Source organism: Marinobacter sp. B-21 (genome assembly GCF_056857895.1).
Window position 1 is genome coordinate 114,089 of sequence record NZ_JBSXNZ010000068.1, and the last position, 22,681, is coordinate 136,769.

Annotated in this window: 14 protein-coding genes; 12 read left to right on the forward strand and 2 right to left on the reverse strand. The window is 56.5% G+C overall.

Annotation, left to right across the window (positions count from 1 at the left end):
- From AC13C0_RS08910 to AC13C0_RS08950, 9 genes are all read left to right on the forward strand, one after another.
- Positions 1-549, forward strand: a complete 549-nt coding sequence (locus tag AC13C0_RS08910; RefSeq protein WP_136629684.1) for a pilus assembly protein PilP — start codon at positions 1-3, stop codon at positions 547-549.
- Between the two features lie 65 nt (positions 550-614).
- Positions 615-2,696 (forward strand): type IV pilus secretin PilQ, encoded by a 2,082-nt coding sequence (locus AC13C0_RS08915; protein ID WP_273069698.1) that lies wholly within the window; start codon positions 615-617, stop codon positions 2,694-2,696.
- 141 nt (positions 2,697-2,837) lie between these two features.
- Positions 2,838-3,404, forward strand: coding sequence for a shikimate kinase AroK (gene aroK, locus AC13C0_RS08920; protein WP_117619551.1), 567 nt, complete (start codon positions 2,838-2,840; stop codon positions 3,402-3,404).
- On the forward strand, positions 3,397-4,491 hold the full coding sequence (aroB, locus tag AC13C0_RS08925; RefSeq protein WP_117619552.1) for a 3-dehydroquinate synthase: 1,095 nt from the start codon (positions 3,397-3,399) through the stop codon (positions 4,489-4,491). Before aroK ends, aroB begins: the two co-directional genes overlap by 8 nt.
- Positions 4,492-4,558: 67 nt before the next feature.
- Positions 4,559-6,022 carry an SPOR domain-containing protein gene (locus AC13C0_RS08930; RefSeq protein ID WP_482954294.1) on the forward strand — a complete coding sequence of 488 codons (1,464 nt, stop codon included), beginning with the start codon at positions 4,559-4,561 and terminating at the stop codon, positions 6,020-6,022.
- A gap of 208 nt (positions 6,023-6,230) precedes the next feature.
- Positions 6,231-10,679 carry a glutamate synthase large subunit gene (gene gltB, locus AC13C0_RS08935; RefSeq protein WP_482954295.1) on the forward strand — a complete coding sequence of 1,483 codons (4,449 nt, stop codon included), beginning with the start codon at positions 6,231-6,233 and terminating at the stop codon, positions 10,677-10,679.
- A 79-nt stretch (positions 10,680-10,758) separates the two neighbouring features.
- Positions 10,759-12,177, forward strand: coding sequence for an FAD-dependent oxidoreductase (locus AC13C0_RS08940; RefSeq protein WP_482954296.1), 1,419 nt, complete (start codon positions 10,759-10,761; stop codon positions 12,175-12,177).
- Positions 12,178-12,334: 157 nt separating this feature from the next.
- Positions 12,335-13,399 carry a uroporphyrinogen decarboxylase gene (hemE, locus tag AC13C0_RS08945; protein ID WP_117619556.1) on the forward strand — a complete coding sequence of 355 codons (1,065 nt, stop codon included), beginning with the start codon at positions 12,335-12,337 and terminating at the stop codon, positions 13,397-13,399.
- A 268-nt stretch (positions 13,400-13,667) separates the two neighbouring features.
- Positions 13,668-14,036: a PilZ domain-containing protein gene (locus AC13C0_RS08950; protein ID WP_117619557.1), complete on the forward strand. Its 369-nt coding sequence runs from the start codon at positions 13,668-13,670 to the stop codon at positions 14,034-14,036.
- 231 nt (positions 14,037-14,267) lie between these two features.
- Here AC13C0_RS08950 and radA read toward each other — a convergent pair whose 3' ends face one another.
- Together radA and ettA are read right to left on the reverse strand one after the other, a co-directional pair.
- A complete protein-coding gene (gene radA / locus AC13C0_RS08955) occupies positions 14,268-15,644 on the reverse strand; it encodes a DNA repair protein RadA (RefSeq protein WP_341581375.1) in 1,377 nt (458 codons plus the stop codon).
- Positions 15,645-15,787: 143 nt separating this feature from the next.
- On the reverse strand, positions 15,788-17,476 hold the full coding sequence (ettA, locus tag AC13C0_RS08960) for an energy-dependent translational throttle protein EttA (protein WP_341581376.1): 1,689 nt from the start codon (positions 17,474-17,476) through the stop codon (positions 15,788-15,790).
- Between the two features lie 147 nt (positions 17,477-17,623).
- On the opposite strand from ettA, the gene AC13C0_RS08965 reads away from it, so the two are divergent.
- From AC13C0_RS08965 to AC13C0_RS08975, 3 genes are read left to right on the forward strand one after another with little or no spacing between them, the layout of a single operon-like run.
- A complete protein-coding gene (locus AC13C0_RS08965; protein WP_053114389.1) occupies positions 17,624-18,895 on the forward strand; it encodes a site-specific integrase in 1,272 nt (423 codons plus the stop codon).
- Positions 18,892-20,481, forward strand: a complete 1,590-nt coding sequence (locus AC13C0_RS08970) for a site-specific integrase (protein WP_053114391.1) — start codon at positions 18,892-18,894, stop codon at positions 20,479-20,481. Before AC13C0_RS08965 ends, AC13C0_RS08970 begins: the two co-directional genes overlap by 4 nt.
- The gene (locus AC13C0_RS08975) at positions 20,478-22,679 is read left to right on the forward strand and encodes a hypothetical protein (RefSeq protein WP_053114393.1); all 2,202 of its coding nucleotides are present in this window, start codon (positions 20,478-20,480) and stop codon (positions 22,677-22,679) included. The genes AC13C0_RS08970 and AC13C0_RS08975 overlap by 4 nt, the downstream gene beginning before the upstream one ends.
- The last annotated feature ends 2 nt before the right edge of the window (positions 22,680-22,681 follow it).

Consider the following 22,681-nt stretch of genomic DNA (forward strand, 5'->3'; position numbering starts at 1 on the left):
ATGGCAGCAAAGCATGCGGTAAAAGCCTGGCTGGGTGTGTGTCTGGTGTCTCTCCTGACAGCCTGTTCCCAGGGCAGCGGATTTTCAGATCTTGACAAGTTCATGGCCGAAACGAGGGCGAAGCCGCGGGGATACGTGGAGCCTCTGCCCGAGTTCAAGGCCTATGAAGCCTTCAGTTACTCAGCCGCAGACAGACGGGCACCGTTTGAGCCGCCGATCGACGTTCAACTGACCATGGTGGATGAGAAGCCGGTCAGTGATGTTGAGCCGGATCTGGACCGGCCAAGAGAGGTGCTTGAGAACTTTGATCTCAAGGCGCTTCGGATGGTCGGTACGCTTCAGGGCGCCTCAGGCAGCCTGTTCGCTCTTGTCGAAGACGACACGGGTGGCATCCACAGGGTGCGCACCGGAAACTATATGGGGCAGAACTACGGTCGTATCGTGGGCGTCAGTGAAACCCGTATTGAGCTGATTGAAATCGTTCCCAATGGCCGGGGTGGCTGGGTCGAGCGTCCTCGCTCGCTGACCCTCGAAGAAGGCGCAGGCTAGGGAGCGGCTGGATGAAAGTTGAAAGAAACATGCACGTACAAAAAAGTTTAGGGTCGAGGCTAGCGATGTTCAGAAAACTCAATGTATACGTCAGCGTGATTGCTTTTGGGTTGTTCTCCGGCCTGGCCAACGCGGTCACGCTGGAAGACGTGTCGTTTTCGTCGCTACCGGGCGAACGGCTTGAAGTGACACTGGAATTTGATGGGCCGCCGCCGGAACCCACCGGTTACACCATTGAGCGCCCTGCTCGCATCGCTGTCGACCTGAGGGACACGATCAGCGGTCTGGACAGTCGCAGCATTCCTCTGGGGTCTGGTAACGCCCAGAGTATGACGGTGGTGGAAACCAGGGACCGAACGCGGCTGATCTTCAACCTCGTTGAGCTGGTTCCTTACGACACGGTTCGCAGTGGCGATTCACTGGTTATGACTATTGGTGGCGAGGCTGGGGGCGAGGCTCAGGGTGCCGTGGCTGGCGCGCCTGCTTCGTCCTCCCAGAGTAGCCCGGGAGCATCGGGTTCTTCTTCGGCCAACGCCCTTGGCGGTGTGGATTTCCGCCGTGGCAAAGAGGGGGAAGGCCGGGTTCTTGTCGATCTGGGCAGCTCCGGCACGCCAGTGGACTTGTCGGAACGGGCTGGCAAAATCCGGCTGACCATGGATGGCATTACCGTTCCTGCCAATCTGCGTCGCCGGCTGGACGTTACTGATTTTGCAACGCCGGTTACCCGCATCGATACCTTTGTTGAAGATGGCAATGCGGTGGTCGAGATCAGCCCGGCAGGGAATTACGATTATATTGCCTATCAGTCCGGCAGCCAGTTCACGGTCAGTGTGGAAAAGCTTACTGAACAGGAGGCAGAGTCACGCCGTGAAGAGAAGTTCCCGTATACCGGCGAGAAGCTCTCCCTGAACTTTCAGGACATTGAGGTTCGTTCGGTTCTCCAGCTGATTGCGGATTTCACAGGCCTGAACCTGGTCGCCAGTGACACGGTGGGTGGCAGCATCACGCTTCGTTTGCAAAATGTTCCCTGGGACCAGGCTCTGGATCTGATTCTGAAGACCAAGGGGCTCGACAAGCGGCAGATCGGTAACGTGTTGCTGGTGGCTCCGGCAGATGAGATTGCTGCCCGGGAAAAGCTGGAGCTGGAAACCAATAAACAGATTGCAGAGCTGGCGCCGGTACGGCTGGATATTGTTCAGGTCAACTACGCCAAGGCTGCCGACATTGTTGCCCTGATCAAGGAAGATGAGGAGCTGATTTCAGACCGCGGATTTGTCTCCTCGGATGTTCGCACCAACACCATCAGTATTCGTGAGACTGCGCAAAAGCTCGAGGAAATCCGTCGGCTTGTCTCCACATGGGATGTGCCGGTGCGGCAGGTATCCATCGAGGCGCGAATTGTCCGGGCCCAGACCAATGTGGCTGAAGATCTCGGTATTCGCTGGGGTGGTGCCGCTTACGATGTGAGTGGCGATAATGTATTCACTGTCGGAGGCTCGCAGCAGTCCTTGCAGGAGGCGCGTGATGCTGCAGCCGGAAACAGCAGTACAATCACCTTCCCGGGTGCGCTGGCGGTCGATCTCGGTGTGAGCGGTGAAGGCACTTCCTCGTTTGCCATTGGCTGGGGCAGCGATGACTTCCTGGTTGACCTGGAGCTGTCTGCGCTGGAGAGCGACGGCCAGGCCGAAGTGGTTTCACAGCCTCGTGTTGTGACCGCGGATCGCCAGACAGCGTCTATCAAATCCGGTGAGGAAATTCCTTATCAGCGAGCGTCTTCCAGCGGTGCGACAGCGGTCTCGTTCAAGGAAGCCGTGCTTTCTCTCGAGGTGACGCCGCAAATCACCCCGGATGACAAGATTATTATGGATCTGGTGGTCAACCAGGACTCCCGTGGTGAAGTTACCGCCGGTATTCCTTCGATCAATACCAACCAGGTGACCACTCAGGTTCTGGTTGGCAACGGTGAGACGGTGGTGCTGGGTGGTATCTTCCAGTCGCAAGTTGCGACCCAAACTACGAAGACCCCGTTCCTTGGGGATATTCCCTACCTGGGTCGTCTTTTCAAGCGTACCGAGAAAATTGATGAGCGCAGTGAGCTGTTAATTTTCATAACGCCCAAGATCATCAAGAGCGATCTTGTCCGGTAACCGGGATCCCGAAAAAAAGCCGCCGCCGCCTGGAACCGGCGGCTTTTTTGTGCCTGAATTCCCCACAGGCCGGGTACGGAGCTTATGCAAGTACCGGCCCTGTGATATTCTCACCCGCCTGATCAAAACTGAGCGGAAGTTATGTCTTTGCCAAAACGCGTTGTCCTCGTTGGCCCCATGGGGGCCGGGAAAAGCACGATTGGTCGGATGCTCGCCAAGGAGCTGGGCTATCGTTTTCTCGATTCGGATCGCATCATTGAACAGCGTTGCGGGGCGAACATACCGTGGATTTTTGATGTTGAAGGTGAGGATGGATTCCGTCAGCGGGAAACTGCGATGCTTGACGAATTGTCGAATGAAAACAACACCGTGCTCGCCACTGGGGGTGGCGCGGTGATGCGGCCTGAGAACCACCCCCTGCTTAAAAAGGATGCGATGGTGATCTACCTGAAAACGTCGATTGAGCAGCAGGTAGAGCGCACGCGGAAAGACCGTAACCGACCATTACTGCAGAACGATGATCCGGAAGCCGTCCTGAGAAATCTTTTCTCGATCCGGGATCCGCTGTATACAGGCCTGGCCGACATCATCATGTACACAGATCGCAAAAGCCCCAGGCTTGTGGTTCGGCAGCTGGTTAACCGGCTGAATCCGAGAACTCCACGTCACAAAAGGCAGATCCGGAAGGAAGGTCGTAATCATGTCTAACCTGCTTCGTGAACTTTCGGTTGAGCTGGGGGATCGCAGCTACCCCATTTTTATTGGCGAGGACCTTCTTGGCACCTGGGATCTGTCGCGTTTTGTTGGCGGCTCCCAGGTCATGATTGTGACCAATGAAACCGTCGCGCCCCTGTATCTCGAGAGTGCGAAAGGCTGCTTTCCCGGGAAGCGTATTGATACAGTCGTTCTACCCGATGGCGAAAAATTCAAGGACTGGCAGACTCTGAACCGGATCTTTGATGGTCTGCTGGAGCAGCGGCATACCCGGAAAACCACGTTGGTCGCACTTGGAGGAGGGGTTGTCGGCGACATGGCAGGCTTCGCCGCGGCTTGCTATCAACGGGGAGTTCCGTTTATCCAGATACCGACCACGCTATTGTCACAAGTGGACTCCTCCGTAGGTGGCAAAACGGGAATCAATCACCCGTTGGGTAAGAACATGATCGGTGCTTTCCACCAGCCACAGGCCGTTCTGATTGATACCGGAAGCCTGCAGACCTTGCCTCCAAGGGAAGTGTCGGCCGGCCTGGCTGAGGTGATCAAGTACGGGCTCATCCGGGATCTGGATTTTCTTGCCTGGCTTGAAGACAAGGTGGGCGCTCTTGTTGCCCTCGATCCCGATGCGCTTGCAGAAGCCATCTACCGGTCCTGTGCCTGCAAGGCGGAGGTTGTTGCGCTGGATGAGCGCGAAGGTGGTCTGAGGGCGATACTGAATCTTGGTCACACCTTTGGCCATGCCATAGAGACCTTTGCAGGCTATGGCAACTGGCTCCACGGAGAGGCGGTTGGAACGGGCATGATCATGGCGGCGGAGCTTTCTGCCCTCGAAAGTATGATTTCCCGGGCCGACTGCGACCGGATAACCCGTCTTATTCTGAGTGCCGGGTTGCCCGGCAAACCTCCAGTCGGGATGACGGCGGACGATTTCATGAGTCTGATGGCGGTAGACAAAAAGAATGTCGACGGGCAACTCAGGCTTGTTTTGCTCCGCTCAGTTGGTGATGCCGTTGTAACCTCCGAGGCTGGCCCGGAAAACCTGGCATTGACCTTTGCCCGCTTCTGCAGCCTGGAATGAAGTCAGGCTAATGGCTTCGATGATTTCGCGTGGCTTGCGGTAAAGGAATAGCAGACAAGGAAGACCCGTGACCGAGGAAAGCTTGAACAGTCTTGATGGCGGCGGCCTGTTTCCCAGGCTGCAGCAACGGTATGGTCTGCGCGCCAACCCTTTGGAAATGGAGACGCCGTTTTTTCCGGATGCCATGCGTCATCATGCGCTGGAAGCCTTGCGCCACCTCTGTGGGTTCGGCGACATGGCGCTTTTACTCACCGGTGCCGCAGGGTCCGGCAAGAGCCGAATACTGGCGGAGCTGGTGCGAAGCGAGTCATCCCGAGTCGACTTTCACCGGATTCCCGCTTCAGCGTTAACCAGTGCCCAGGCCCTTGCCAGAGACCTGAAAACGGTTGCGCGGTCGGGAATGGGGTCGGATGGGAATCCCCGGGATCTTATTTACCGTTTCTTCAAATGGTCCGAATCCCGGGTTCGCAAAGGCCAGCGGATGGTGTTGTTGATTGACGATGCCGACCGGGCGCCGGTGGAATTACTCAGGCTCATTCTTTCTGCCTATCTGGCGTCGGAGCGCGGGTCTTCAGCGGTTCCTGTTTTCTCGGGAAGCGATAATCTGGTCGAGATGTTAGCACTTGATGATGCTTCTACATCCGTTCACCAGATTCATCTGCGCCCGCTGACGAAAGACGAAGTCGCTGCCTATCTTGAGCCGAGAGTTCATGCGGCCGGCGGGAAGGCCAGTGAGCTGCTGGGTCCCGTACGGGTGTCGAAAATTCACGCTCTGAGCCAGGGCAGCTTTGCGAGACTCAAGCGGGTAACGCCCGGGGTCTGGCTGGATATGGTAGCCACATCGCCTGCGATGCGTTCTCAGGGGCTGCCCTGGAAGCGCATCGGCTGGCCGGCGCTGGCCCTGTTACTGCTCGCGGGCTCGTGGTGGTTTGTTTCCCGTCAGTACGATGAGTCGATGGCTGAGGAGTCAGTGAAGGTGCCTGAGCCAGTCCGCAAGAGCATCACCATCGGCCCTCAAACCGAGGCTGTTGAGCCTCCATCGGAGGAGCCTCTCCCGGAGACTGAAACCCTGTTGACAGAGGTTGCAACAGAGCCGGAAGCTGCTCAGCCAGAGCCAGAGCCAGAGCCAGAGCCAGAGCCAGAGCCAGAGCCAGAGCCAGAGCCAGAGCCAGAGCCAGAGCCAGAGCCAGAGCCAGAGCCAGAGCCAGAGCCAGAGCCAGAGCCAGAGCCAGCATTTACACCTGAAAACCCGGAGTATTTTGTACCGCTTGAGCAGGTGAGGGCCCGCGAAGGGTGGACGATTCAGCTCGTGGCCGGCAACCTGGAGCAAACGGCACTTAACATCATAGAGCGCCACTCACAGCTTGGTGAGATTGTTTACACCCTTGGCGAAAGACAGGGTCAGCCCTGGTTTATGGTATTCTATGGTGAGTTCCCCACCCGAGAGGCGGCGAATGAGGCTGTATCCAATTTACCCCAGGAACTGGTTTCCCGGTCGCCGTGGGTTCGATCAATCGACAGTTTGCAGTAGCGCCTTGTCTGGCGCTAACTCGTTGTTCCATAACCTGTCAGTTGGTAATTCCGTTTTCGGCTTCCCACAATAACTCAACTCCGATTTGAGTACGTATTTCTACGTGTGTAAAATAGCCAGCCCCCATTTTCAGTGTCAAAGAGTGGTTGTATGGCTGCGTGCCAAGTAACTCTTTGATTGAAAAGTATTTCTACGCGAGAGAACGCTTATGATGACAGGTTTGTATCATCCCGACGAATTCAGGGACAACTGCGGGTTCGGCCTGATTGCCCATATGAAGGGCGACGCCAGCCACAAGTTGTTGCAAACTGCCATCGAGTCTCTGACCTGCATGACCCACCGGGGTGGTATCGCTGCAGACGGAAAGACCGGCGATGGTTGTGGCCTGCTGATCCAGAGCCCGGACGGCTTCCTGAAGAAAGCCGCCAAGTCAGCTTTTGGCAAGGAGCCAGGTGACCTTTTTGCCGTGGGTCAGGTATTCCTGAACCCGGATGAAGCCAAGGCCGCCGCTGGTCGGGACGCACTTGAAAAGCGGCTGACCGAACAGGGTCTGGAGATCCTCGGCTGGCGTGAAGTGCCGGTGGATGACAGCTGCCTTGGGCCCATGGCTCTTGATTGCCTGCCCCGGATTGAACAGGTGTTCGTGGTTCCTGCCGGCAAGGAAGATCGTGAGTTTGCGATCAGCCTGTTCGTGGGCCGTCGCCACGCCGAGGGCGACATGGCGGATGATCCCGAGTTCTACATCTGCAGCCTTTCCCATCGAACCCTGGCCTACAAGGGCCTGATGATGCCGGCGGATCTTGCCAATTTTTACAAGGATCTGGGCGATCCTGACCTGGAGACGGCGATCTGTGTTTTTCACCAGCGTTTCTCCACCAACACCATGCCCAAGTGGCCGCTGGCCCAGCCGTTCCGGTATCTGGCCCATAATGGTGAGATCAACACCATTGATGGCAACCGAAACTGGGCCATCGCCCGCGCTGCCAAGTTCAGCTCGCCGGAGCTTCCGGACCTGCAGACCCTGCAGCCGCTGGTAAACCTTACCGGGTCTGATTCTTCCAGCATGGACAACATGCTGGAAGTGCTGCTCGCTGGTGGTGTAGACCTGTTCCGCGCGGCCCGGATGATGATTCCCCCGGCGTGGCAGAACGTCGACAGTATGGATTCGGAACTCCGGGCGTTCTATGAATACAACTCCATGCATATGGAGCCCTGGGATGGTCCGGCTGGCCTGGTTATGTCTGACGGCCGCTACGCCGTCTGCATGCTGGACCGTAATGGCCTGCGGCCCGCTCGCTGGGTCATTACCAGGGACGACTTTATTACCCTGGCCTCTGAAATCGGAACCTATGGCTACCAGCCTGATGATGTTGTAGCCAAGGGGCGGGTCGGCCCGGGCCAGATGCTGGCCATTGACACCGAATCCGGCGAAGTCCTGCATACCCGGGACATTGATCAGCGCCTCAAGGCCGCGCAGCCCTACAAACGCTGGCTCCGTGAGAATGCGCTGCGCGTTGAAACCACTCTGAACCAGGACACACCTGACTTCAGGCTGATGGATGCTGACGAGCTGCTGGTTCATCAGAAGATGTTCATGGTGTCTTTTGAGGAGCGTGACCAGGTTCTGCGTCCGCTGGCCGAGAATGGCCAGGAGGCCGTCGGCTCCATGGGTGACGACACCCCGATGGCGGTTCTGTCGAGCAGGGTCCGCCACGTGGCGGATTACTTCCGCCAGAAATTCGCCCAGGTCACCAACCCGGCGATCGATCCTCTGCGTGAGGCGATCGTTATGTCACTGGAAACCTGTCTGGGTGCCGAGCGAAACGTATTCGAGGAAACCTCGGATCACGCGGACCGGATCATCCTGACCACCCCGGTTCTGTCGCCTGCGAAATTTCTCAAGATTGCCAACAATGACCGACAGGGCTTCGAGGTGGCGCGCATCGCCATGAGCTACCGCCCGGAGCAGGGTCTTGAGCAGGCTATCCGTCAGGTTTGCGAGCACGCCGAACAGGCAGTCCGTGATGGCAAGGTGTTGCTGGTGCTGACGGACAAGGATCTGAAGGAAGGTGAGTTGCCGGTAAACGCCATGATGGCGACCGGCGCTGTTCACCACCATCTGGTCCAGCAGGGTTTGCGCTGCGATTCCAACATCATCGTGGAAACCGGCTGGGCCCGGGATCCCCATCATTTTGCGGTGCTCTTTGGCTTTGGCGCCACGGCGGTCTATCCGTACCTTGCCTATCAGGTTCTGAATGATCTGATCCGCACCGGCGAGTTGCTGATTGATCCGATTGATGCGAAGAACAACTACCGCAAGGGCATTAACAAGGGCCTGTTGAAGATCCTGTCCAAGATGGGTATCTCTACCATCACGTCCTACCGTGGAGCCCAACTGTTCGAGGCGGTCGGTCTCGCCGATGAGGTTGTTGATCTGTGCTTCCTTGGGGTGCCCAGCCGTATCCAGGGCGCCGGGTTCTATGATTTTCAGCAGGACCAGGAGCAGTTGGCCACCGTTGCCTGGAAGCCTCGCAAGCCCATCTCCCCGGGTGGTCTGCTGAAATACATTCATGGCCAGGAGTACCATGCCTTCAACCCGGACGTGGTGGGCAAGCTGCAGGAAGCGGTTACCACAGGCGATTACGGCCATTACAAAGAATACGCCGGGCTGGTGAACGAGCGCCCGGTGGCGACTCTGCGTGACCTGTTGGGGTTCCGCAAGGATCTCAGGCAGATCGCCCTTTCCGAGGTGGAGCCGGTCGAGAATATCTTCCCCCGCTTTGACTCCGCGGCCATGTCTCTGGGCGCACTGTCGCCGGAGGCTCATGAGGCTTTGGCTGTTGCCATGAACACGCTTGGCGGCCGTTCCAACTCCGGCGAGGGTGGGGAAGACCCTGCCCGTTATGGCACCGAAAAGCGCTCCAAGATCAAGCAGGTTGCCTCCGGTCGTTTTGGTGTCACCGCGGAATACCTGCGCAGTGCCGATGTTATGCAGATCAAGGTGGCTCAGGGTGCCAAGCCGGGTGAGGGCGGCCAGTTGCCGGGTGGCAAGGTCAATGACCTGATCGCACGCCTGCGCTACTCAGTGCCCGGCGTAACGCTGATTTCGCCGCCACCGCATCACGATATTTACTCCATTGAGGATCTGGCCCAGTTGATCTTTGACCTCAAACAGGTCAACCCGCAGGCTCTGGTGTCTGTGAAGCTGGTGTCCGAGCCGGGTGTCGGTACCATCGCGGCCGGTGTTGCCAAGGCATACGCAGACCTGATTACGGTTTCCGGCTATGACGGCGGCACGGCGGCAAGCCCGCTGACGTCGATCCGCTATGCGGGCTCTCCGTGGGAGCTGGGACTGACGGAAACCCAACAGGCGCTTCGGGCCAACGATCTTCGGGGTAAGATTCGCCTGCAGACCGATGGTGGCATCAAGACCGGCCTGGATGTTGTGAAAGGTGCAATCCTTGGCGCCGAGAGCTTTGGCTTTGGAACCACGCCCATGGTTGCGCTGGGCTGTAAATACCTGCGCATCTGTCACCTGAATAACTGTGCGACCGGTATTGCCACCCAGAATGACTACCTGCGTGAAGAACACTTCAATGGCACGGTGGAAATGGCGATGAATTTCTTCCGCTTTGTTGCTGAGGAAACCCGTGAATGGATGGCGAAGCTTGGTGTGCGCACTCTCGAAGAGCTGGTCGGACGTGTGGATCTGCTGGAGCGGCTGCCGGGCGACACCGAGCGCCAGAAGAAGCTGGATCTCACTCGTCTGTTGTCTAATGACCACATTCCGGCGGACAAGCCACAGACCTGCCAGGTGGAGCGGAATCATCCGTTCGACAAAGGTACGCTTGCGGAGCAGATGGTTCAGGATACCGCCACGGCGATCAAGGAAAAGAGTGGTGGTGTCTGGCCCTACAGGGTGACCAACTGCGACCGGTCCATCGGTGCTCGCCTGTCCGGTGAAATTGCCGCGCTGCACGGCAACCAGGGCATGGTCGATGCGCCGATTACCCTCGATCTTACCGGCACTGCTGGCCAGAGCTTCGGTGTCTGGAACGTGGGTGGTCTCAATCTGGTGCTCGAAGGCGATGCCAACGACTATGTCGGCAAGGGCATGACCGGCGGCAAGCTGGTGGTGAAACCGCCCCGTGGCAGTGCCTTCAAGACCCAGGAAACCTCGATTGTCGGCAACACCTGCCTGTATGGCGCCACCGGCGGCAAACTGTTTGCGGCGGGAACGGCGGGCGAACGTTTCGCGGTTCGTAACTCTGGCGCTCACGCTGTTGTGGAAGGTACCGGGGACCACTGTTGTGAGTACATGACAGGCGGCCTGGTCACCGTTCTCGGTTCTACCGGGCACAACTTCGGTGCCGGCATGACCGGTGGCTTTGCCTATGTGATGGATATCAACAACACCTTCGTGGACAAGTACAACCACGAGCTGGTGGAGATTCAGCGGATTTCCAGTGAAGACATGGAGTCATACCGCAATCACCTGCGAGGTGTTATCCGGGAGCACATCTCGGAAACCGGCAGTGAATGGGCTGAGCACATTCTTGAGGATTTCGACGACTACATCGGCCGTTTCTGGTTGGTGAAACCCAAGGCTGCCAACCTCCGCAGCCTGCTGGCCAGCACCCGGGCGCGTCCGGAATAAGGCGACGGGCAGAACAGGGTTCGGGGTGCGCAGCCTGACTGCCACCCCTCGTCGAAATCGAGTTGATGAGAGCATCGAAATGAAAGAACGACTGAGTAACGACTTCCAGTTTGTCGAAGTTGGGCGGATTGACCCGAAGAAGGTGCCGGCCAGGAAGCGAAAGAAAGAGTTTGGTGAGATTTACCACCCGTTTACGGCGGACCATGCCGCCTCCCAGGCCCACCGTTGCCTGGAGTGTGGTAACCCCTACTGCGAGTGGAAGTGCCCGGTACACAACTACATCCCGAACTGGCTCAAGCTGGTGTCCGAAGGAAATATCATGCGCGCGGTGGAGCTGTGTCACCAGACCAATTCATTGCCCGAGGTCTGTGGCCGTGTGTGTCCCCAAGACCGCCTGTGTGAAGGCGCCTGTACCCTGAATGACGGCTATGGCGCGGTCACCATCGGCTCGGTGGAGAAATACATCACGGACACCGCCTTTGCTCTGGGCTGGAAGCCGGATATGTCCGCAGTCAAGTGGACAGACAAGAAGGTTGCAGTCATTGGTGCTGGCCCTGCCGGTCTGGGTTGCGCCGATGTCCTGGTTCGCAACGGTGTAAAGCCGGTTGTGTTCGACATCTATCCGGAAATTGGCGGCCTGCTGACCTTCGGAATCCCCGAGTTCAAGCTGGAGAAGTCGGTCATGACTCGGCGCCGTCAGGTGTTCGAGGAGATGGGTGTGGAATTTCGCCTGTCCACCGAGGTTGGCAAGGACGTCCAGTTGCAGGACATTATCGACGAATACGATGCCGTCTTCATGGGCATGGGCACCTACACCTACATGAAGGGTGGTTTTCCGGGTGAAGACCTGCCCGGAGTCTACGACGCGCTGCCGTTCCTGGTCTCCAACGTTAACCGTCGCCTGGGCTTTGAAAAAGACAAGGCCGACTTCATCGACATGAAAGGCAAGCGTGTCGTTGTTCTGGGTGGTGGTGACACCGCCATGGACTGCAATCGCACCTCCATCCGTCAGCAGGCTGAGAGCGTGACCTGCGCCTACCGTCGGGACGAGGAAAACATGCCGGGCTCCCGTAAGGAAGTGGCCAATGCCAAGGAGGAGGGCGTGAAGTTCCTCTTCAACCGGCAGCCAATCGCCATCCTGGGTGAAGATCGGGTTGAAGGTGTTAAAGTGATCCAGACGCGACTGGGCGAGCCCGATGACAACGGCCGCCGCCGCCCGGAAGTGGTGCCGGGCAGTGAGGAAGTGATTCCGGCGGATGCCGTTCTGGTTGCTTTCGGATTCCGTCCCAGCCCTGCCGAGTGGTTCGATGAGCTGAAGGTGAGCACCGACGACTCAGGCCGGGTAACGGCACCGGAGGAATCCGAGTTCATGTTCCAGACCAGTAATCCGAAGATTTTCGCTGGCGGCGACATGGTCCGCGGCTCGGATCTGGTCGTAACCGCTATCTGGGAAGGCCGCCAGGCGGCCGAAGGCATCATGGACTACCTGGATACCTGATTGTCCCGGACATGGGGTCAGATGAAAGCCTTCATCTGACCCCTGGTTCACCTGGCTTCTCTCTAACGCCTTTCCAATTGATCCGACACCTTTCCAATTGACCTAAACCGCGTATCATTACCTTCCAGAAAATTCGTTTCCCAGACCAGGAGTTGCCATGACCGAGCTGAAAAATGACCGTTTCCTGCGCGCACTGATGCGCCAGCCCGTGGACCGTACTCCGGTATGGATGATGCGACAGGCAGGGCGATACCTGCCGGAATACCGCGCCACACGGGCGAAGGCCGGGGATTTTCTCAGCTTGTGCAAGAATACTCCGCTGGCGTGCGAGGTCACCCTTCAGCCGCTTGAACGTTACCCCCTGGACGCCGCCATTCTGTTCTCGGACATCCTGACCATTCCGGATGCACTGGGGCTGGGCCTTTACTTTGAAACCGGGGAAGGCCCCAAGTTCCGGAACACCATTCGTTCTGAAGCCGACGTGGCTGCACTGCCGAAAATCAACGCCAGGGTGGATCTGGACTACGTCATGAACGCGGTCTCTACCATTCGCGGCGCCCTGAACGGCAGCGTGCCTCTGATTGGTTTCTCCGGCAGCCCATGGACCCTGGCCACGTATATGATCGAAGGTGGTTCCTCCAAGGATTTCCGGGAAGCCAAGAAGCTGATGTACGGCCAGCCGGAGGTGATGCACCGGTTGCTGGACCATCTGGCGGATGCGGTTATCGATTACCTGAATGGCCAGATCAGGGCCGGCGCCCAGGCGGTGCAGATTTTTGATACCTGGGGCGGCGTGCTCAGCAGTTGGGCCTATGAAGAGTTCTCGCTGCGCTACATGAAGAAAATCGTCGACGGCCTGATTCGCGAGAATGACGGCCGCAGAGTACCGGTAATCCTGTTCACCAAGAATGGCGGTCAGTGGCTGGAGTCCATCGCGGACTCTGGCGCCGACGCCGTTGGTCTCGATTGGACCACGGACATCGGCAACGCCCGCGCCCGCATTGGCGATCACGTAGCCCTTCAGGGCAACATGGATCCGGCCATGCTGTACGCGCCGCCTGAGCGGATTCGCCAGGAAGTGGCGGATATCCTGCGCCGTTATGGTTCCGGCACAGGGCACATCTTCAACCTTGGCCACGGAATTACACCGGACGTGGATCCGGAGCATGCCAAGGCGTTCATCGAGGCGGTCGTTGAATTGAGTCCGGAGTATCACCGCTGAGCATTGGGGTTCTTTTTCCCCTAGCCTGAGGGCTTTGCAGGTGAGGCCGTTGTGGGGCCCTTTCCAAAAAACGCTACAAGCACTTCCCTGTGCGCTTGTTTCCGGCCATCCATGGCCTCCAACATTTTTGGAAAGGGCCCCACAACGGCCTCTATCTCACAGCGGCGATATATCTTCCTAACAATCGACCACTCCAAAATCCTCTGGATGCATCCTTCTGTCCGGTCTATAGTCAGGTAAACCAAGATCGGTAAACAGGAGTAGTCACTTGCCCACCAAAACTCCCGAAAAACGCCGGTTTCACCGGATTGAATTCGACGCGCCCTGCGAACTCCACTGTCTGGAGACTGTCTGGACCACCGAGGTGCTGGATATTTCCTTGAAAGGCGTTCTGGTAAAACGGCCGGAGGGGTGGGATGTGCCTTTGAATCAGCCGTGTGAGGTGATTATTCACCTGGATGATCATGAAGCAGGTATTGTTATGGCGGTTGAGCTCAGGCACGTGGAGCCGCACAGGCTTGGCTTCAAATGTCGGTACATTGACCTTGATAGCGCTACCCACCTCAAACGTCTTGTTGAGCTTAACCTTGGTGATCAGGCGCTGTTGGAGAGGGAGTTTGCTCATCTCATTGATTAGGCGGGTTTTGTCGGATTACGTCTTCGCCTAATCCGACCTACGTTGCGGGTCAAAAGCTAAGAGATATGAGGGTGGGACTATTACTGCCAAGCATGCAGGACAGGATGGCTTTTCTATTTCCAAAAATGTTGGAGGCCAGGGATGGCCGGAAACAAGCCCACATGGATGTGCTCGTAGCGGTTTTTGGAAATAGAAAAGCCATCCTGTCCGTCAACTCCCAAGACAAGATACTCAGAGATCTTCCAGAGCCGAGAGCGCGTCACTGAGCTTGGTCACCGGAATCACTTTCATGCCCTCGATGGCCTTGCGGGGGGCATTGGATTTGGGCACCAGTGCCCGGGTAAAGCCGTGCTTGGCGGCTTCGTAAATGCGCTCCTGGCCGCTGGGGACCGGTCGGATTTCGCCGGAAAGGCCGACTTCGCCAAAAATCACCAGATCCTGGGGCAGGGCGCGGTCGCGGAAGGAGGAGACAATCGCGGCCAACAATGCCAGGTCGGCGCTGGTTTCATTCACCTTCACACCGCCGACCACGTTCACGAACACATCCTGATCAGATACATGCATGCCGCCGTGACGGTGCAATACGGCGAGAAGCATCGCCAGCCGGTTCTGGTCCAGGCCAACCGCCACGCGTCTCGGATAGCCGCCCTGGGCCATGTCCACCAGTGCCTGGATCTCCACCAGCATGGGCCGGGTGCCTTCCCAGACCACCATCACCACGCTGCCGGGCGCCGCTTCCTCGCCACGGTTGAGGAATATCGCGCTGGGGTTCTTCACTTCCTTAAGGCCCTGTTCCAGCATGGCGAATACGCCCAGTTCATTCACCGCGCCAAACCGGTTCTTGATGCCGCGAAGTGTGCGGTAGCGGCTGTCGCTGGAACCTTCCAGCAGGATGGAACAGTCGATCATGTGCTCCAGAACTTTCGGGCCGGCCAGGCTGCCGTCTTTGGTAACGTGCCCGACAAGGAACAGGATGGTGCCGGTCTGCTTGGCAAAGCGGGTCAGGAAGGCGGCGCTTTCGCGTACCTGGGACACACTGCCGGGGGCTGATTCAATCTCTGCCACGTGCATCACCTGGATACTGTCCACCACCAGAATCCGCGGCTTTTCTGCTTCCGTTACCTGCATCACCCGCTCAACACTGGTTTCAGACAGCATCTTCAGATCTTTGGTGGGCAATCCCAGCCGCTTGGCACGCATGGCGACCTGCTGCAGGGATTCTTCACCGGTGACATAAAGCGCAGGGACGCTGGCGGCGAGGTGGCATACCGCCTGAAGCAGCAGGGTGCTCTTGCCGGCGCCCGGATGGCCGCCCATCAGCACGGCCGACCCCTCCACCAGGCCGCCACCGAGAACCCGGTCGAACTCCTGCATGCCCGAGCTGATGCGAGGCTGTTCAGCCAGGCTGACGTCGTCCAGGCTCTGGACTTCCGACAGGCTGCCGGCAAAGCCCTCGAAGCGGGCGCCACGAGCGCCTTTGGTGTTGCTGCTGACACCGCGGACTTCGCTGATGGTATTCCAGGCCTGGCAGGCGGTGCACTGGCCCTGCCATTTGGAGTAGTCGGCACCGCATTCGGTGCAGACATAGGCGGTTTTTGCTTTGGCCATGGCGATCTCGGGGGATAATGGATGAAAGCGGGGGCAGATGTGAAAACGGGGTTGAAAACGGGTTCATGAAAACGGGGTCAGATGAAAGCTTTCATCTGACCCCTCTTTTAGCACCCTCTTTCATGACCCCTCTTTTACTAACATCAGGCCAGCTTCTTGTACTTCATACGCTTGGGCTGCATGGCAGAATCGCCCTTGCGCTTCTTGAAGTCTTCGTCGTATTCCGTGAAGTTGCCCTCGAAGTACACCACTTCGCCGTCATCCTCGAACGCCAGGATATGGCTGGCTACCCGGTCCAGGAACCAGCGATCGTGTGAGATCACCAGGGCGGAGCCCGGGAAGTTGAGCAGGGCTTCTTCAAGGGCGCGCAGGGTTTCCACGTCCAGATCGTTGGTCGGTTCGTCCAGCAGCAGGACGTTGCCGCCTTCCTTGAGCAGTTTGGCCAGGTGCAGGCGGTTACGCTCACCCCCGGACAGGTCGCCAACCCGTTTCTGCTGGTCGCTGCCCTTGAAGTTGAAGCGCCCCACATAGGCCCGGGACGGGGTCTCGTAGTTGCCTACCTTGATAATATCGTTGCCGTCGGAGAGTTCTTCCCAGACGGTTTTACTGCCGTCCAGGTCGCGCATCTGGTCCACGTAGGCCAGTTCCACGGTTTCACCGACGGTAATGGTGCCGGAGTCAGGCTGGTCGTAACCCGCGATCATCCTGAACAGGGTCGATTTGCCGGCACCGTTGCCGCCGATAATGCCCACGATGGCACCGGGTGGTACGCTCAAGGACACGTCTTCGTACAGCAGGCGGTCACCGAAGGACTTGCTGATACCGTCCACTTCGATCACCTTGTTGCCGAGGCGAGGTCCAGGCGGAATGTACAGCTCGTTGGTTTCATTGCGCTTCTGAAACTCCTGGGAACTCATCTCCTCAAAGCGGGCCAGGCGGGCCTTGCTCTTGGACTGACGGCCCTTGGCGTTGCTGCGAACCCATTCCAGCTCCTGCTTGATGGCTTTCTGGTGAGAGGCCTCCTGCTTGGACTCCATCTCCAGGCGCTTTTCCTTGTTCTCCAGCCACTGGCTGTAGTTGCCCTCGAAGGGAATGCCATGGCCACGGTCCAGTTCCAGGATCCAGCCGGCGACGTTGTCGAGGAAATACCGGTCGTGGGTGATGGCAACCACGGTGCCTTCATAATCGTGCAGGAAGCGCTCAAGCCAGGCCACGGATTCGGCATCCAGATGGTTGGTGGGCTCGTCCAGCAGCAACATGTCTGGGCCGGACAGCAGCAGGCGGCACAAGGCAACACGGCGGCGCTCACCACCGGACAGGATTTGCACTTTCTGATCCCAGGGCGGGAGGCGCAACGCGTCGGCGGCGACTTCCATCTTGCGTTCAATGTCGTGGCCGTCGGTGGCCTGGATGTAGGCTTCCAGTTCGCCCTGTTTCTTGGCGAGGGCGTCAAAATCCGCATCCGGTTCGGCGTAGGCTGCGTAAACTTGGTCCAGTTCCGCCAGGGCGTCATGAACACCGGAGACCGCCTCGTCGACGATTTCCTTGACGGTTTTCTCTTCGTCCAGCTCCGGCTCCTGGGGCAGGTAGCCCACGTTAATGCCCGGTTGGGGGCGGGCTTCGCCGATGTAATCCTGGTCCACGCCGGCCATAATGCGAAGCAGGGTGGATTTACCAGCACCGTTAAGGCCAAGAACGCCGATCTTGGCGCCGGGGAAGAAGCTCAGTGAGATGTCTTTCAGAATCTCTCGCTTGGGCGGTACCACCTTGCCCACGCGGTTCATGGTGTATACGTAAGAGCCTGTTTTCCCGATTTTGTCACTTTTCGACATAATCTGTTTCGCCTTTAAGTCAGTTATCATGAGGCTTTGAGGGAGATGATAAGCGCTCAAAGCAGAAAAACAAAAAGTTAAGTTTTTCTTGTGCAAGTCCCTGTTCGTTACTATACTTAAAAAAGTCACGTTTTAAGGAAGAACAATATGGGTCATCAAGTTATCGAGCAAGTGGTGAATGCTGCGCGAAGAAAGCTGCTTGTGCAAGACCTCATTCCCCTCTACTACCCAAATCTGTACGCAACCTTTGAACTGTCAGGCAAGGCCCTCGAAACCACGAAAAAGTATCTTGAGCACTTGGCCGTTTTTGAGGGCTTTCTCGCTTTCTCATCCATCGATTTGATTTCCCGCCTAGAACAGCGTCCCAAGTCAAACTACCTGACGGACAGCGAAATTTCTCGGTTTGTATCAGACGCAGGGTTCCACAAGGAAACCTTGGCTAAGAAGTATGCGGGTATGCGCTTGCATCCAACTGCATACAAATCGGTTGGTAAGGTCCATGCGAAGCAGCGCCTTGAAGCAGTGCGCGATTACCTAGCTTTTTTATACGAAAAGCTGGGTGATGACCTGACGCGATACGAAGCGGTTGACGATGTTAGGAAGCGATTCAACCGCAAGATTAAAGCTGCTAGTCCAGGGTGGAAAAAGACGCGAATCGGTGAGGTGAAAGGGCTGACAGATGGGGAACGAGATCAATTGTTGGAGGTCATGCATCCGGAAAGTCCCGCAAATCCATTTGCAAATGAAGCTATTAAGCTGCGTAACTTCATCATTTTGTTGCTCGGTCTCGATATGGGGTTGCGCCGTTCTGAAATGCTCTTGATTAAGACTAGCGATATTCACTGGCACAATCGTCAGCTCGCGGTGGTCAATATCGAAGATGAAAGCATGGACCCGCGTAGGGTGGCCCCGCAATTTAAAACCCACGAACGCATGCTGGTCATGACCGATGAAGTCTACGACGCGATCATTGAATATGAGTCGAAGTATCGGCGCACAAAGCCCCGTCAAGGTTCATCGCAGGCGAGAAAGCATCCTTTTTTGCTTGTTTCTCATAGAAAAAATGAAGGCGAGGCGATGAGCATTAAAGCGCTGGATGGCGTTTTTGCCCGAGTCGGAGAAGTAGTGCCTGAGCTGGCTCACATCCACCCTCACATTTTGAGGCATGACTCGGTCTACACGATGCTCGAAAGCATGCGCGAGGAGCTTGAAACGCTCACGCCAGAGGACCGCACAACTCAAGTTCAAAAGACGCTTACTTGGATGTTCGGGTGGAGTCCTGAATCGCACATGCCGGGTCTATACGGAGCGAAATTTTGGAAGGAAGAAGCAGATAAAGCGATGAAGAAGCGCTCCGGGAGGCTTAAGGCGATCCGTGAAAATGTTGAGGATAAAGTGCGAAAAGGAGCTACGAAGTGAATATTCCCGTCAGTGCACTCCAAGCGCCAACGCAGGATACCCTCGATGCGTGGTTGAGCGCGCCTCGCCTCGCTAAATGTGGAAAGTTTTTCACGCCCTCTGAACCGATGTGGTGGCCTGACAGAGCAAGTAATTGGGCTGTTAACTGGCAAGCCGCAATAGTCTGTGTCGCGTCCGAATGGCAACGCTGGTTACACGCCGCCTTGGCATACCGCATGGCAGATGTGTCACAGGCAACTATTTCAGGCGTTGCCAGTGTGCTGTCGAGGTCTGCGGAAGCAGGGTTTAATCCCCTCAATGAAGATCACCTGACCGAACTGCGGGAACGCTTTAACACCGGGGAGTTTGCTACTCTGGCCAGTTTCATGGAGTTCTGGCACACCTGTGAGTCTGTTAGACAGCGTCCTTGGCAATCCCTAATAGATGCGTACAAGGGGCTGCCGAGGAAAAAGTGTGTCCAGAAGGATGTCATCCTGAGCTTGGACCCTGAGCAAGGCCCTTTTACGCAGGCGGAGCAGGACGCCCTACACCAGTGGGCGCATGAGCAATTTTGCCACGCTAAGTTAGACCCTGAGCAATACCTCTATTTGCGCTTGCTGATGATTTACGGGCAGCGCAGCGTACAGCTGCGCATGCTGGTTTTTGATGATTTCATCAAAACCGATGAGGGCTACAAGATCAGGCTCTTTTGGGCGAAACAAAGAGACGACGATGCGGGCTGGCGAGCAAAGGCAGAGACGTTTAGCCTGGATGAAGACCTCTACAACACCGTGCAGGCCTATAAGGCGATAATCCTCGCCAGACTCTGGCAAGAATATCCAAGCGGCGCCGATTGGGATAAGGCGATCAAACACGTGCCTCTTTTTCGACGTAAGTTACAAGAGGTGGGCGTCGGATCTTTTAACCCACCAGTTTTGATTGGTCTCCCCAATCAAAAAGCACTGGAAGACGCGCCGAAACCTGAGTTTCATGTCCGAGCAAGCGGGGTAAGATTTTGGCTTTATCGCATAGAGCGTATGGCTGATTTTCCGATTTCGCACCGCACACATCAGCCGCTGAAAATCAGTCGAGGCCATCGGTTCAGACACACCCTCGGCACGGACCTATCCAATGCAGGGCTGGACGAGTGGTCGATGGCAAATGCACTGATGCACAAAGATACTCGTACAGCCCGGAAGTACCGAGCGGTCTCCGTTGAGTTGATGAATTTAATTGATGCGAAGATGAGTGATCATCTCGCGATCGTTGTTGGTGCGTTTACCGGCACTATTGTGACGGATCGTGCCTCAGCGAAGAACGGGAACCTAGTGGATCGGCAGATTGAGGATCTTGCGGTCTGTGGTGCCGATGCTGCCTGCCATCTGGACGCGCCCTTTACCTGTTACGGATGCGGTAAATTCCAACCACTTTTGGAGGCGGATCACGCTGCCGCACTTGAGCGGTTGGAGCGTCGTCGAGCGCAAGCAATTGCCATGGATAAAACCACGGGAGTGCTCTGGGATCGTGCCATTTTAGCCTGCCGCAAAGTTATTCTCGATTGTCGGGACATGCGCCAAGTAATCCAGTCAGAGGGATGTGGCGCATGACTAACTTCGTCGACTTTAAGCCGAAGATTCACCTGGATGCCGAAGCACAATTAAATGCGTTTATTCAATGGGCAAAAGCAATCCTTCCAAAGGGAATTCCGGATCGGGTTTACAGGAGTATTCGCTGGGAAGACAAGAGTTGGCATGCTCACGGTTTTGAGGGTTGTGCCTTCACGGCGATTACATCGACTAGGTCGACTCAAGTGACGATGCCGCCCCCCTTCTCGGACTTCGCCAAGGCATTGATGGTGTACCGCCGTGTCTATCAGACAAAGAAGTCGATGAAGGCTTGGTTAGATGCCGTCAAGGCCCTTGAGGCCGCACTGGTCGAATTGACCTGTACGCGGGATGTGACGAGAGTTTCAGCGGCTGTATGTAATCGAGCCTGCGAATACATGCAAACCCATTGGGTAAAAGGCAATACGGCGTACGTCACCAGCAAGGCTCTTGAGAAGATCATCACCCTGATGAAGGACAAACAGCTGCTCAAGACTAATTTTCGGTGGACTTCTTCGCTCAAAGTTAGACCCGTTGGTACGCTGAAGCAGCAAAAAGCGAATCGTGAGCAGAAACTTCCCAGTACCGAAGCGATAAAGGCTTTGGGGGAGGTGTTTAATAACGATTTGATCACTCCTATGGATATTGTCGTGACATCGGCGAGCGCTTTTTTGCTCAGTGTGCCCAGTCGCATTGGCGAGTTGGCCGATGTTGAGCGCGATTGCGTGGTGTTCAAAGAGGATGATAAAGGCCATCGGCGCATGTTCTTGCGTTGGTACGCCGAAAAGATAAACAAGCCAATGCTGAAACCTGTCGTTAAACCTGAGATGGAGTCGGTCTTAGAGCGTGCCATTACGTTGTTGAAACCGGTTACCGATGACGGGCGGGCCTACGCCGCATGGCTGGAAGATCATCCCGATGAATTTCCACCCCATGAAGGAGTGCCAAAAAAGGGCGCCGATGACCTGCTCACCTATGCAGAAGCATGTGCAGCTTTTGCATTGTCCACCAAAAACGCCAGCCCGCGAGGGGTTTTCAAACAACACATTTTGAGGGGCGTCGAGAAGCGACGGGCGATCAGCCCAGCCGCTAAAGCGATATTGGACGAGATACGCGAGGGTTGGGACACAGGTAAGAGAAAATCAATCTACATGAAGGGCAAGATTGGAGTTCAGGGTTATAAGTTTAACGACAGGGGCGAAATTACGCTGCGCAAACTTAATGTCCTGATGCGTGAAAAATACTTGCCTAAACACTTCCCGTACACAACACCCTATACCGAGGGCAAAGAGCGGGTGAAGTACCGTGATGCGCTGTTCACTGTGCGCACAGGCATTCTGGCAGATGAAACGGCGGGCAACCCCGCTAGGGTAAAAGGTCTCGGCGTAGAGATCGCCGCCAACGCAGACCGTATGAGGGTCCAGTTGGGAGGCGGCCCCGTGCTCAGCATCTTTGAGCGCCATGGCTACCACGGTGTGAAGGTGAGGACGCACGCCTTCCGTCACCAGTTGAACACGGAGATGCACAGAGCAGGCCTGTCACAGTTGCTGATCGACGCATTTTCAGGGCGCACGACTATGGGGTCTGTATACAACCATGAGACCGTCGAGGAGCGCACCCAGACTGTTGCGGCCTATCACCCCAAAACGAAGCATAGCAATGCCGCTCAGCGGTTGGAGAAGGTCAAAACAAATCAACCTTTGAGCCTCAGTGATGTGAGAGATCTGCATGAGGATGATCAGGACCGGGTCATCCATCAGACCCACGTTGGAATCTGTGTACACAACTTTGCCGCCGAACCCTGTCCGAAAATGGGGGCGTGCTTGACCTGCGGAAAGCTCGGTTGTGTAAAAGGTGATGATGTGAAACTTGCCAATCTCAAAGAAGAGGGTGAGGACCTTAAACGCCGCTACAACAAGGCGCTTGATGCGCAGTCTCGCGACATTTTTGGGGCCTCAGAATGGGCTAAAAAAGTGGGTATGGATCTCTATAAGTGTGACGCGCTGATCCAAACCCTGGAGAACCCTGATCTCGAAAACGGCGACATCGTGTGGAATGTCGATAACGGTTGGACACTGACAAACAATGCCGCATCAATGGCAGGGTTGATCGATGCCAAAGTCATTGAGGCAGAAACTGAACAACAGGCGTTGCCATCGTTGGATGAGTTGTCGGCAATGCTAGATGAGATCAAGGTATAGCG

What these genes read in the sequence shown, in the direction of transcription:
- hemE (WP_117619556.1), top strand. Translation starts at nt 12,335, where the DNA reads ATGACCGAGCTGAAAAATGACCGTTTCCTGCGCGCACTGATGCGCCAG.
- AC13C0_RS08915 (WP_273069698.1), top strand. Translation starts at nt 615, where the DNA reads ATGTTCAGAAAACTCAATGTATACGTCAGCGTGATTGCTTTTGGGTTG.
- radA (WP_341581375.1), bottom strand. Translation starts at nt 15,644, where the DNA reads ATGGCCAAAGCAAAAACCGCCTATGTCTGCACCGAATGCGGTGCCGAC.
- gltB (WP_482954295.1), top strand. Translation starts at nt 6,231, where the DNA reads ATGATGACAGGTTTGTATCATCCCGACGAATTCAGGGACAACTGCGGG.
- AC13C0_RS08910 (WP_136629684.1), top strand. Translation starts at nt 1, where the DNA reads ATGGCAGCAAAGCATGCGGTAAAAGCCTGGCTGGGTGTGTGTCTGGTG.
- aroB (WP_117619552.1), top strand. Translation starts at nt 3,397, where the DNA reads ATGTCTAACCTGCTTCGTGAACTTTCGGTTGAGCTGGGGGATCGCAGC.
- ettA (WP_341581376.1), bottom strand. Translation starts at nt 17,476, where the DNA reads ATGTCGAAAAGTGACAAAATCGGGAAAACAGGCTCTTACGTATACACC.
- AC13C0_RS08940 (WP_482954296.1), top strand. Translation starts at nt 10,759, where the DNA reads ATGAAAGAACGACTGAGTAACGACTTCCAGTTTGTCGAAGTTGGGCGG.
- AC13C0_RS08965 (WP_053114389.1), top strand. Translation starts at nt 17,624, where the DNA reads ATGGGTCATCAAGTTATCGAGCAAGTGGTGAATGCTGCGCGAAGAAAG.
- aroK (WP_117619551.1), top strand. Translation starts at nt 2,838, where the DNA reads ATGTCTTTGCCAAAACGCGTTGTCCTCGTTGGCCCCATGGGGGCCGGG.
- AC13C0_RS08975 (WP_053114393.1), top strand. Translation starts at nt 20,478, where the DNA reads ATGACTAACTTCGTCGACTTTAAGCCGAAGATTCACCTGGATGCCGAA.